Genomic DNA, 11,513 nt, shown 5'->3' on the forward strand with positions numbered 1-11,513 from the left:
GACGGGGTGTGTCCCCGTCGGCCCGCCGCTGATGCCCGATCAGGCGTCGACCTTCTCCATGACCTCGTCGGAGACGTCGAAGTTGGCGAAGACGTTCTGCACGTCGTCGCTGTCCTCCAGCGCGTCGATCAGCTTGAAGATCTTGCGCGCGCCGTCCTCGTCCAGCTCGACCTGCATGGTCGGGACGAAGCTGGAGTCGGCCGAGTCGTAGTCGATGCCGGCTTCCTGGAGCGCGGTGCGGACCGCGACGAGGTCGGTGGCCTCGCTGATGATCTCCCAGGTGTCGCCGTTGTCGTTGACCTCTTCGGCGCCGGCCTCCAGGACCGCGCCGAGGACGTCGTCCTCGGACAGCTCGGCCTTGGGCAGCAGGATGACGCCCTTGCGGTTGAACAGGTACGAGACCGAGCCCGGGTCGGCCATCGAGCCGCCGTTGCGGGTCATGGCGACGCGGACGTCGGACGCGGCACGGTTGCGGTTGTCGGTGAGGCACTCGATGAGCACCGCGACACCGTTCGGGCCGTAGCCTTCGTACATGATCGTCTCGTAGTCGGCGCCGCCGGCCTCGAGGCCGCCGCCGCGCTTGACCGCGGAGTCGATGTTCTTGTTCGGGACCGACTGCTTCTTGGCCTTCTGGACGGCGTCGAAGAGCGTCGGGTTGCCGTCGATGTCGGCGCCGCCCATGCGCGCCGCGACCTCGATGTTCTTGATCAGCTTCGCGAAGAGCTTGCCGCGCTTGGCATCGATCACGGCCTTCTTGTGCTTCGTCGTAGCCCATTTAGAGTGGCCGGACATCCGCCTGTCTCCTTCGCGTCACCAACAGTGTTCCTCCCAGATCCTACCGGGACCTGATTACAGCCCCGCGCGCACCATGTCGACGAAGTACGCGTGGACGCGGTCGTCGCCGGTCAGCTCGGGGTGGAACGACGTGGCGAGGACGTTGCCCTGGCGGACGGCGACGGTGTGGCCGTCGTACGAGGCGAGCACCTCGGCCGAGGCGCCGACCGACTCGACCCACGGGGCGCGGATGAAGACGCCCTCGACCGGGCCGCCGTCTATGCCGGCGAAATCGATCTTCGCTTCGAAGGACTCGTTCTGGCGGCCGAAGGCGTTGCGGCGGACGATCATGTCGATGCCGCCCAGCGTCTCCTGGTCGTCACGGCCGTCGAGCAGCTTGTCGGCGAGCATGATCATGCCGGCGCAGGTGCCGTACACGGGCATGCCGGCCTTCACGCGCTCGCGCAGCGGCTCCAGCATGCCGAACAGGACGGCGAGCTTCGACATGGTCGTGGACTCGCCGCCGGGGATCACCAGGGCGTCGACCTCGGCGAGCTCCTCGGGGCGCCGGACCGGCCTGGCCACGGCGTCCGCCGCGGCCAGGGCGATCAGGTGCTCCCGTACGTCGCCCTGGAGGGCCAGGACACCGATCACGGGTGTGGTCATGAGTGCTTACCAGCCGCGGTTGGCGTAGCGCTCGGCCTCGGGCAGCGTGTCGCAGTTGATGCCGACCATGGCCTCGCCCAGGTTGCGGGAGGCGTCCGCGATGACCTTCGGGTCGTCGTAGAAGGTGGTGGCCTTCACGATGGCGGCGGCGCGCTTGGCCGGGTCGCCCGACTTGAAGATGCCGGAGCCGACGAAGACGCCCTCGGCGCCGAGCTGGCGCATCAGCGCGGCGTCGGCCGGGGTGGCGACGCCACCGGCGGAGAACAGCACGACCGGGAGCTTGCCGAGCTCGGCGACCTCCTTGACGAGCTCGTACGGGGCGCGCAGCTCCTTGGCGGCGGCGAACAGCTCGTTGTTGTCGTAGCCGCGCAGGCGGGCGATCTCGTTCTTGATCTGGCGCAGGTGGCGGACGGCCTCGACGACGTTGCCGGTGCCGGCCTCGCCCTTGGAGCGGATCATGGCCGCGCCCTCGGCGATGCGGCGCAGGGCCTCGCCCAGGTTGGTGGCACCGCAGACGAAGGGGGTGGTGAACGCCCACTTGTCGGAGTGGTTGACCTCGTCGGCCGGGGTGAGGACCTCGGACTCGTCGATGTAGTCGACGCCGAGGGACTGCAGGACCTGGGCCTCGACGAAGTGGCCGATGCGGGACTTGGCCATGACCGGGATGGAGACGGCGCCGATGATCTCTTCGATCATGTTCGGGTCCGACATGCGCGCGACGCCGCCGTCCTTGCGGATGTCGGCGGGAACCCGCTCTAGGGCCATGACGGCCACGGCGCCGGCGTCCTCGGCGATCTTCGCCTGCTCGGCGTTGACCACGTCCATGATCACACCGCCCTTGAGCTGCTCGGCCATGCCGCGCTTGACGCGGGAGGTGCCGATCGCGGACTCGGCGGCCTGCGGGGTGGAGGGAAGCGTGCTCACGGATTGACCTCACTCGAAAGGAAGACGGGTGCTGCGGTGGTACTCCGCCGAGGAAACCGTCCCCGACCAGTCCACCGCAAGGGCCAATGAGGAGCCGGTGGCTCCTTCGGAATTGGCCATTGGGTACAACTAGGGCCGGTCGGCAAGATCCACCGGAGGCTCGTCGTCCATCTCGAAGGCGAGCGGGAACGGGGCATGGCCGGCCAGCCGGAACCAGCGGACCTTGCGGTGCCGCCGCAGCGCACGGGCCGCCCGTACGGCGTCGTTGTGGAACCGCCGCGCCATGGGCACCCGGCGGACGGCCGCGGCCAGCTCCTCGGCGGCCGCCTCGCCGCCGGGCGCGGCCTTGAGCGCCTCGACCTGGGCGGCGTCGGAGAACACCGCGCGCAGCGCCTGGCTGAGCTCGCTCTCCGCGACCTCGCGGTGCTCCTCCTCGGCCTGGCGGGCGCCGTGGGCGGCCTCGTACAGGACGATCGAGGAGGCGGGGTCGAGCACTCCGGAGGTGGCCACTTCGAGCACCACCGAGGCGCGGCGGACGAGCTGCGCGTCGAGGGCGGCGCGGGCGGCGTCCATCCGCGAGTGCAGCCGGTCCAGCCGTCCGGCGGTCCAGCTGAGGTAGACCCCGATGACGCCGAGCGCCAGTGCGGTCCAGACAAGGGTTTCGATCACGGCCCGCGACTCTACCCGCGATCCCCCGCCCCCCGGGGCCCGGGGAGGCGCCCCGGGCCGGACCGCCGGGTCAGGCCGACGGGTCCCGGGTGAGACCCAGGCGGGTGCGGAGGCTGACCCGTTCGTCCGTGGCCACCGCCGCCGCGCCGTCCGTCACCGTCTCGTAGACCGCGAGGATGTCCGCCCCGACCGTGGACCAGTCGAAGCGGCGCACGTGCGCGGAGCCGCGGGTGCCGAGTTCCTCGCGCCGCCGCGGATCGCGCAGCAGCGCCACCGCGCCGGCGGCCAGCGCGTCCGCGTCCTCGTTGGCGAACAGTTCGCCCGCCGCGCCCTGGTCCAGGACCTGCGCGAAGGCGTCCAGGTCGGAGGCCAGTACGGCCGCTCCCGCCGAGAGCGCCTCGACGAGGATGATGCCGAAGCTCTCGCCGCCCGTGTTGGGGGCCACGTACACGTCGACGCTGCGCAGCAGCCGCGCCTTGTCCTCGTCGGAGACCATGCCGAGGAACTCGACCCGGGCGCGCAGGTCGGCGGGCAGGGAGGCCACGGCCTCCTCCTCGTCGCCGCGGCCGGCCACGAGGAGCCGTACGTCCGGGCAGGCTTCCACGATCTTGGGGAACGCCGCCATCAGGACGGGCAGGCCCTTGCGGGGCTCGTCGATCCGGCCGATGAAACCGAGGGTCTGCCCGGACCACTCGGGGTTCGGCTCGGCCTTGGCGAAGAAGTCGACGTCGACTCCGTTGGGGATGACCACGGCGTCCCCGCCGAGGTGCTCCACGAGCGTGCGGCGCGCGTACTCGCTCACCGCGATCCGCGCGCTGATCTTCTCCAGGGCCGGCTGGAGGATCGGGTACGCGGCGATCATGGCCCGGGAGCGCGGGTTCGAGGTGTGGAACGTGGCCACGATCGGCCCCTGGGCGGCCCAGCAGGACAGCAGTCCCAGCGAGGGCGAGGCCGGCTCGTGGATGTGGATCACGTCGAACACGCCGTCGTGCAGCCAGCGCCGCACCCGGGCCGCCGACAGGAAGCCGAAGTTCAGCCGGGCCACCGACCCGTTGTACGGCACCGGCACCGCCCGCCCCGCCGAGACCACGTACGGCGGCAGCGGCGTCTCGTCGTCCGCCGGGGCCAGCACCGACACCTCGTGGCCCAGGCGGATCAGGTGCTCCGCGAGGTCCCGGATGTGGAACTGGACGCCGCCGGGCACGTCCCAGGAGTACGGGCAGACAATGCCGATCTTCACGCGGAGCGCTCCTCCAGGTCGTCCAGCCACAGCCGCTGCAGCATGTGCCAGTCCTCCGGGTGCTCGGCGATCCCCTGGGCGAAGGCGTCGGCCATCGCCTGGGTGATGGCGGCGGTCTTCTCGGTGCGGTCGCCGGTCCGCGGGACGGGGACCTCGGGGTGGATCCGCCCGCGCAGCTGCGGGCTCTCGCCGTAGTACAGGGTGACGGGCAGCAGCGCCGCGCCCGTCTGCTGCGCCAGCAGCGCCGGCCCGGCCGGCATGCGCGCCGCCGAGCCGAAGAAGTCCACCCGGACCCCGGACGCCGACAGGTCGCGGTCGGCGACCAGGCAGATCAGTCCGCCGGAGCGGAGCCGGCGGGCGAGGGTCCCGAAGGAGGAGGGGCCGTTGTGCGGCAGCACCTCCATGCCCAGGCTCTCCCGGTAGGCGACGAAGCGGTCGTACAGGGACTCCGGCTTGAGCCGCTCCGCGACGGTGGTGAACGGAAGGCCGAGGTGCCCGGTGACCCAGGCGCCGGCGAGGTCCCAGTTGGCCAGGTGCGGCAGTGCGACGATCACACCGCGACCGGAGGCCACGGCCTCGCGCAGGATGTGGTCGTCCTTGATCTCGACGTCCGTGCCGAAGCGCACCGGGTCCATCGCGGGCAGCCGGAAGGACTCCATCCAGTAGCGCATGTACGAGCGCATGCCGGCCCTGGAGAGCTCCCGCAGCCGCTCCGGCCCGGCGTCCGGCACGACGCGGGCCAGGTTGGCCTCCAGCCGCAGCACGCTCTTGCCGCGCTTCTTCCACGTGTAGTCGGCCATCCGGCGTCCCAGGGCCACCGCGGCCGGCTCGGGGAGCTTCTTCACCCCGGCCCAGCCGAGCCCGTACAGCCCGTCGACCAGCTTGTCCTGCGCCGCGCCCATCAGGCGGCACCGCCCTCGGCCACGGCGGCGGCCGCGTCGGCCTCGGCCGCCTCACGGCGCACGGTGACCACCCGCTGGATCAGCGTGACCAGCGAGCCCACCGCGACGATCCACAGCGCGACCGGCAGCAGCACCCCGATCCACGAGGGCACCCCGAAGATCACCAGCCCGGAGAGGCCGGCCGCGACCAGCGAGATCACCAGCCGCTCGGCGCGCTCGATCAGCCCGTTCACGGCGACCGGCAGCCCGATCGACTCGCCGCGGGCCTTCGTGTACGAGACCACCTGGCCGCTGGCCAGGCAGAAGATCGCGACCGCGCACAGCACGTTGTCGTTCCCGGAGCCCGCGTACCAGAGCGCGAGGCCGCCGAAGATCGCCGCGTCGGCCACCCGGTCGAGCGTCGAGTCGAGGAACGCGCCCCAGCGGCTGGAGACGCCCGCCTGGCGGGCCATGTTCCCGTCCACCAGGTCGGAGAACACGAACAGGGTGATCGTGATGGTGCCCCAGAAGAACTCCCCCCGGGGGAAGAAGACCAGCGCTCCCGCCACCACTCCGGCCGTGCCGATCAGGGTGACCGCGTCCGGGCTCACCCCCCGCCGGAGGAGAAAAGCGGCGAATGGCGTGAGAACACGCGTGAAGAATGCACGCGCGTACTTGTTCAGCATGGCCTTCCCGGAGGGTCGCTGTGCCGCACGGCCCCATCGGCCACCGGCTGGCCCATCGTAGCCAGCGCCCCGGGCCCGCCATGCCGCGCACCCACCGGTTCGCGCCAGGCAATCCCCGGTCCATGCCCCCGTCGCACTCCGGACGGCGCCGGGTACTACGTATGGACGCAGTGTGACGCCGGTGCAAAGCTCGAAGGACCCCGATCAACCTCCTCACCGTCACACCGGGAGGCACGAGCGCCATGGGAGCCACATCACACCAAGCCGGAGCCGCCGGCAGGGCACCGGCGGTCGACCGGCCGTCGTCCGTACGGAACGTCGTGCTGGTCGGCCACACCGGAGCCGGCAAGACCACCCTGGTCGAGGCCCTCGCCCTGACGGCCGGTGCCGTCAACCGGGCGGGCCGGGTCGAGGACGGCACGGCCGTCTCCGACTACGACGACATCGAACACCGGCAGCAGCGGTCCGTGCAGCTGTCCCTCGTCCCCGTCGAATGGGGCGGAATCAAGATCAACATCCTCGACACCCCCGGATACGCCGATTTCGTCGGCGAACTCAGGGCCGGTCTGCGCGCCGCGGACGCGGCCCTTTTCGTCGTCTCCTCCTCCGACGGCATCGACGGCGCCACCCGCATGGTCTGGGACGAATGCGCCGCCGTCGGCATGCCGCGCGCCATCGTCGTCACCCATCTGGAGGCAGCCCGCGCCGACTACGCACAGATGACCACCGTGTGCGGAGAGATCTTCGGAGCCGAGGACCCCGACGCCGTCATCCCGCTCTACCTGCCCCTGTACGGGCCTCCCGGCCAGGACGGGCACTCCCCCGTCGCCGGGCTCCTCGGACTGCTCTCCCGGCGCGTGTACGACTACACCTCCGGCGAGCGCGTGGAGCGCGACCCCGAACCCGACGAGCTCGCCCTCATCTCCGACGCCCGCTCCCGCCTCATCGAGGGGATCATCGCGGAGAGCGAGGACGAGAGCCTCATGGACCGCTACCTCGGCGGCGAGGACATCGACGTCAAGACCCTCGTCGACGACCTGGAGCGCGCCGTGGCCCGCGGCACCTTCCACCCCGTCCTGATGGCCGCCCCCGCCGCCGACGGCGCCCGCCAGGGCCTCGGCACCGTCGAGCTCCTGGAACTGGTCACCGGCGGTTTCCCCACCCCCCTGGAGCGCACCGCCGTCCCCGTCACCGCCCCGGACGGCGCGGACCGCCCGGCCGTCACCTGCGACCCCGACGGGCCCCTCGTCGCCGAGGTCGTCAAGACCTCCTCCGACCCTTACGTCGGCCGGGTCTCCCTCGTCCGCGTCTTCTCCGGCACCCTGCGCCCCGAGGAGACCGTGCACGTCAGCGGTCACGGACTGGCCGACCGCGGACACGAGGACCATGACGTCGACGAACGGATCGGCACCCTCACCTCCCCCTTCGGCAAACAGCAGCGCACCCTCACCCAGGTCATCGCCGGCGACCTCGCCTGCGTGGCCAAGCTCACCCGCGCCGAGACCGGCGACACCCTCTCGGCCAAGGACCGGCCCCTGCTCATGGAGCCCTGGCCGATGCCCGACCCGCTGCTCCCCCTCGCGATCGAGGCCCACAGCAAGGCCGACGAGGACAAGCTCTCCCAGGGCCTGGCCCGGCTCGTCGCCGAGGACCCCACGATGCGGCTGGAGCAGAACCCGCACACCCACCAGGTCGTCCTGTGGTGCCTCGGCGAGGCCCACCAGGACGTCGCCCTCGAACGGCTGCGCACCCGCTACGGGGTCCGGGTCGACCCCGTCCCGCACAAGGTGAGCCTGCGCGAGACCTTCGGCTCCGCGGCCGCGGGCCGCGGCCGCCACGTCAAACAGTCCGGCGGACACGGCCAGTTCGCCATCTGCGAGATCGAGGTGGAACCGCTCCCGCCGGGCGCCGGCATCGAGTTCGTCGACAAGGTCGTCGGCGGCGCCGTGCCCCGCCAGTTCATCCCGTCCGTCGAGAAGGGCGTACGCGCCCAGGCGGCCCGCGGGGTCGCGGCCGGATATCCCCTGGTCGACGTGCGCATCACCCTCGTCGACGGCAAGGCGCACTCGGTGGACTCCTCCGACGCCGCCTTCCAGACGGCCGGCGCGCTCGCCCTGCGCGAAGCCGCTGCCGAAGCCCGCATCCACCTCCTCGAACCGGTCGCCGAGCTCGCCGTCCTCGTCCCCGACGAGTACGTCGGCCCCGTCATGAGCGATCTCGCGGGCCGCCGCGGCCGCGTCGTCGGCACCGAACAGGCGGGCCCCGGCCGCACACAGGTCCGCGCCGAGATCCCCGAGATCGAAATCGGCCGGTACGCCGTCGAACTGCGCTCGGTCTCGCACGGCACGGGCCGGTTCACCCGGGCCTACGCCCGCCACGAACCCATGCCGCCCCAGATCGCCGAAAAGGTGCGGGAACAGGCCGAGAAGGGAACCTGACTGACACGGCGCCAGGAGCCGCCCACCCAAGCCGCTTGCGGTGGGCGGCATTTCCCTGTCCCATGACCATGGGAAGAGATACGCCGATAGGCTCATCTGCGCGGCAAACGAGCACGACGCACAGTGATGGGGGCAACGGTGGCGGACGACGGATTCGACTTCAGGCCCGGGGCGCAGGTTCCCCTCCAGGGGGCCGGCGGGCAGACCGCGGCGACCAACGCCCTCGCCTCGGCCGCGTACCGGGACGGCGGAAACGACACCAAGCTGTCGGAAATACTCAAGGCCGACAACGAGTACCACAAGTCGACGGTGAAGCCCCCGAAGATCTCGCTGTTCGAGCCCAACCTGGGTGAGGCGTTCTGCCGCGCCGTCGAGGCCCGCACCCTCGGCGCCGGCCGCAAGCCGCTCATCCAGTCCTTCGGTCTCGACCCGCAGACCGTCGTGGAGCACTGCCTGGCCGCCTCCCGCATCCGCAAGGAGCGCGACCGCAAGCTGCGCCTGATCATGCTCGTCGCCGGCGTGCTCTTCCTGCCGGGCCTGCTGCTGTGGCTGGGGCTCTTCCAGCTCCGCAAGACGCTGGCCAAGGGCGAGGGCAAGCGCTCGTCCTGGCTGGGCACCCTGCTCCTGGTCGGCGTCGCCGTCGTCGCGGCCGTCCTCATGTTCCGGCTGCCGTTCACCGGCTTCTTCGGCCTCTACCTACGCGGCATGATCATCGTCCCGGCCGTGGGCTGGCTCGTCGCCCGCCGGATCTGCGAGGCCACCGCCGAGGACCTGCGCTCCCGCTGGGACGGGCTGCTGGCGGGCAGCGGCATCGGCGCCAAGATCCCCGAGGCGGTGCCCGGCAACCCCGACGAGAAGGCCCGCGAGGACCTGCGGCACTCGCTCGCCAAGCTGACGGCCGAGGACCGCAGCAACTCCGTCTTCTACGCCGGACCCAAGGGCATCCTCGGCATGGGCACCCGCTGGGGCAGCTGGCAGATGGCCGAGGAGCTCGCGCCCAGGACCGAGGGCATGGAGATCCACCCGTTCCGCAGCTGGGACGTGATACGGGCCGTCGACACCGAACTGCGCAAGCTGGAGCGCGGCCCGCTGCACACCGGCGGCCTGCCGCCCGCCTCGATCCAGCACTGGATCGTCACACCGGTCGGCGAGGGCGCCGCGGAGGTGGCCCGCCCGACCGGCGCGGACGTGGACACCTTCCTCGTCAAGCCGCACGAGATCACCCGCATCTGCAACGAACAGCAGTTCAGCGGCGGCAACCGGCACTACCTCGGCATCCAGTACCCGCTCTGGGACGGCCAGTTGGTGATCACCATGCTGGTGACGGTGACGGTGCTCTACAAGACCCTGCGCGTCGAGGTGACCGGCCACGCGCTCGGACCGGTCCACGGCCTGTTCACCAGCAAGTCGGCGGCGCCCAAGGTCGAGGTGCCGAAGTCCATCCGGTTCTGGGAGACCGTCGAGCGGCCCCTGCCCCTGGTGGACGCCCAGGAAGTGGTCCGTCTCTCCGTCCGCGCCCCGCTGACCTGGTTCCCGCCGATCCTCGAGTTCTTCGGCGGCAAGCTGGTCCTGCCCGAGCCCTTCGGCCTGCGCCACGTCTGGGCGGGCCAGCCCTGGCGCCACCGCTTCATGGCCGACGACGCCCTGCGCGCCGCGACCCCGGTCCTGCGGGCGGTGCACGCGGCGGCACTGCGGGTCCTGGAGGAGAACGGCGCCGACGTCGAACGGTTCAACAACCGCTCGTCGATCGTCAGCGGGCTCGTCCAGGACGCCGCCCCGCGCAAGGCGGACGCGTACGACGCCTAGACGGCGGCTCCCGGGGCCGGCGCGCGGCCCCGGGAGCTCCTTGCGCGTGTCAGTCGTTCGGCCAGGCGTCGGCGAGCATCTGGCGCGTGTCCGCGAGCAGTTGGGGCAGTACCTTCGTGTGGCCGACGACCGGCATGAAGTTCGTGTCCCCGCCCCAGCGGGGCACGATGTGCTGGTGCAGGTGCGCCGCGATGCCGGCCCCCGCGGCCGCGCCCTGGTTCATGCCGATGTTGAAGCCGTGCGCCCCCGACGCCTTGCGCAGCGCGACCATGGCCCGCTTCGTGAGGTCGGCCAGCTCGGCGGTCTCGGCTTCGTCGAGGTCCGTGTAGTCGGCGACGTGCCGGTACGGGACCACCATCAGGTGGCCGCCGTTGTACGGGTACAGGTTCAGCACGGCGTACACGTGCCGGCCCCGGGCCACGACCAGGCCGTCCTGGTCGGTCATCTCCGGGATCCCGCAGAAGGGACAGCCGTCCCCGGCCTCCGGACCGGTCGGCTTGTTCTCCCCCTGGATGTACGCCATCCGGTGGGGCGTCCACAGACGCTGGAACGCGTCCTGCGTGCCCACACCGATCTGCTGCTCCGGCTCAGTCGTCATGGGAAGCAGCATATGACCTTGCCCCCGGAGGGCGTGTCGCCGGGGCGAAGACCGGCACTCCGGCCGCGATGCTGGGCCCATGCACGTTGAAGCCGAGACCCCTGACGTCGCCTGGGAGCGCCGTACCGAGATCCCGCTCTTCTACCTCTCGCTCGTGTTCCTCGCCGGGTACGCGGTCCGCGTGCTCGCCCCCGACCACTCCCTGTGGCGCGACGTCGCCGCGATCACCGTCGTGCTGACCTGGCTCTGCTTCGTCGTGGACTACGTGGTGCGCCTGGCGCTGAGCCGCCAGCGGCCGCTGCGGTTCATCCGCCGCCACTGGCTGGACACCGTGATCGTCATCCTGCCGACGCTGCGGGCGCTGCGCATGGTCAAGGTCCACGACGCGGTCATGGCCAAGAGGCGGGACCGCCCGCACCGCAGCCTGTACCCGCGCGTGATCACGTACGCCGGGCTCTCGTCGCTGCTGCTCGGCTTCTCCGGCTCGCTGGGCCTCTACGACTCCGAGCGGCGGGACCCGCACTCCCCGATCCAGACGTTCGGGGACTCGCTGTGGTGCGTGGTCCAGACGCTGACGACGGTCGGCTACGGCGACGTGGCCCCCGTGACCGCGTCGGGGCGGCTGATCGCGACCGCCCTGATGATGTTCGGCCTGGGTCTGCTGGGGGCGGTCACGGGTTCCTTCTCGTCCTGGCTGATCCAGATCTTCCGCCGGGACGACGAGGAGGGGGGGGCCCGGGGGGGGGGCGCACCCCACGGGGCGCCCCCCGCCCCCGCAGGCCCCGGGTCACGCGGCGGCGGCGCGGGCCCCACAGTGGCGCGGGGGGCCGG

General features: G+C 71.6%; 10 protein-coding genes and 1 pseudogene. 3 read left to right on the forward strand and 8 right to left on the reverse strand.

Annotated features, from left to right (window positions below):
* Window positions 1-39: 39 nt before the first annotated feature.
* The 7 genes from ACFXA3_RS20770 to pgsA form a co-directional block, all read right to left on the reverse strand.
* Window positions 40-792 (reverse strand): YebC/PmpR family DNA-binding transcriptional regulator, encoded by a 753-nt coding sequence (locus tag ACFXA3_RS20770; protein WP_054224197.1) that lies wholly within the window; start codon window positions 790-792, stop codon window positions 40-42.
* A gap of 57 nt (window positions 793-849) precedes the next feature.
* Window positions 850-1,440 (reverse strand): pyridoxal 5'-phosphate synthase glutaminase subunit PdxT, encoded by a 591-nt coding sequence (pdxT, locus tag ACFXA3_RS20775; RefSeq protein ID WP_054224198.1) that lies wholly within the window; start codon window positions 1,438-1,440, stop codon window positions 850-852.
* A 6-nt stretch (window positions 1,441-1,446) separates the two neighbouring features.
* On the reverse strand, window positions 1,447-2,364 hold the full coding sequence (gene pdxS / locus ACFXA3_RS20780) for a pyridoxal 5'-phosphate synthase lyase subunit PdxS (RefSeq protein WP_385188708.1): 918 nt from the start codon (window positions 2,362-2,364) through the stop codon (window positions 1,447-1,449).
* 129 nt (window positions 2,365-2,493) lie between these two features.
* A complete protein-coding gene (locus ACFXA3_RS20785) occupies window positions 2,494-3,033 on the reverse strand; it encodes a hypothetical protein (protein WP_385188709.1) in 540 nt (179 codons plus the stop codon).
* Window positions 3,034-3,103: 70 nt separating this feature from the next.
* Window positions 3,104-4,273: a glycosyltransferase family 4 protein gene (locus tag ACFXA3_RS20790; protein ID WP_385188711.1), complete on the reverse strand. Its 1,170-nt coding sequence runs from the start codon at window positions 4,271-4,273 to the stop codon at window positions 3,104-3,106.
* Window positions 4,270-5,175 carry a phosphatidylinositol mannoside acyltransferase gene (locus ACFXA3_RS20795; RefSeq protein ID WP_385188713.1) on the reverse strand — a complete coding sequence of 302 codons (906 nt, stop codon included), beginning with the start codon at window positions 5,173-5,175 and terminating at the stop codon, window positions 4,270-4,272. The genes ACFXA3_RS20790 and ACFXA3_RS20795 overlap by 4 nt, the downstream gene beginning before the upstream one ends.
* Window positions 5,175-5,840 carry a phosphatidylinositol phosphate synthase gene (pgsA, locus tag ACFXA3_RS20800; RefSeq protein ID WP_385188715.1) on the reverse strand — a complete coding sequence of 222 codons (666 nt, stop codon included), beginning with the start codon at window positions 5,838-5,840 and terminating at the stop codon, window positions 5,175-5,177. Before pgsA ends, ACFXA3_RS20795 begins: the two co-directional genes overlap by 1 nt.
* Window positions 5,841-6,082: 242 nt before the next feature.
* Here pgsA and ACFXA3_RS20805 point away from each other — a divergent pair, with 242 nt between their 5' ends.
* Complete coding sequence (locus tag ACFXA3_RS20805) at window positions 6,083-8,278, forward strand: elongation factor G-like protein EF-G2 (RefSeq protein ID WP_385188717.1); 2,196 nt, start codon at window positions 6,083-6,085, stop codon at window positions 8,276-8,278.
* Window positions 8,279-8,416: 138 nt separating this feature from the next.
* Entirely contained in the window at window positions 8,417-10,084 is a 1,668-nt protein-coding gene (locus ACFXA3_RS20810; RefSeq protein WP_385188719.1) for a hypothetical protein, read from the forward strand.
* A 49-nt stretch (window positions 10,085-10,133) separates the two neighbouring features.
* Here ACFXA3_RS20810 and ACFXA3_RS20815 read toward each other — a convergent pair whose 3' ends face one another.
* Window positions 10,134-10,694 (reverse strand): HIT family protein, encoded by a 561-nt coding sequence (locus ACFXA3_RS20815; RefSeq protein WP_385188721.1) that lies wholly within the window; start codon window positions 10,692-10,694, stop codon window positions 10,134-10,136.
* A 67-nt stretch (window positions 10,695-10,761) separates the two neighbouring features.
* Here ACFXA3_RS20815 and ACFXA3_RS20820 point away from each other — a divergent pair.
* Window positions 10,762-11,409, forward strand: a pseudogene (locus ACFXA3_RS20820) (potassium channel family protein); the annotation flags it as partial.
* Window positions 11,410-11,513 lie beyond the last annotated feature (104 nt).

The sequence above is a fragment of the Streptomyces sp. NPDC059456 genome (genome assembly GCF_042750055.1).
In the GTDB taxonomy this organism is placed as follows: Bacteria; Actinomycetota; Actinomycetes; order Streptomycetales; family Streptomycetaceae; genus Streptomyces.

Coding starts and splice junctions, on each gene's coding strand:
- ACFXA3_RS20805 (WP_385188717.1), top strand. CDS start 6,083: ATGGGAGCCACATCACACCAAGCCGGAGCCGCCGGCAGGGCACCGGCG.
- pdxT (WP_054224198.1), bottom strand. CDS start 1,440: ATGACCACACCCGTGATCGGTGTCCTGGCCCTCCAGGGCGACGTACGG.
- ACFXA3_RS20815 (WP_385188721.1), bottom strand. CDS start 10,694: ATGCTGCTTCCCATGACGACTGAGCCGGAGCAGCAGATCGGTGTGGGC.
- ACFXA3_RS20795 (WP_385188713.1), bottom strand. CDS start 5,175: ATGGGCGCGGCGCAGGACAAGCTGGTCGACGGGCTGTACGGGCTCGGC.
- pgsA (WP_385188715.1), bottom strand. CDS start 5,840: ATGCTGAACAAGTACGCGCGTGCATTCTTCACGCGTGTTCTCACGCCA.
- ACFXA3_RS20770 (WP_054224197.1), bottom strand. CDS start 792: ATGTCCGGCCACTCTAAATGGGCTACGACGAAGCACAAGAAGGCCGTG.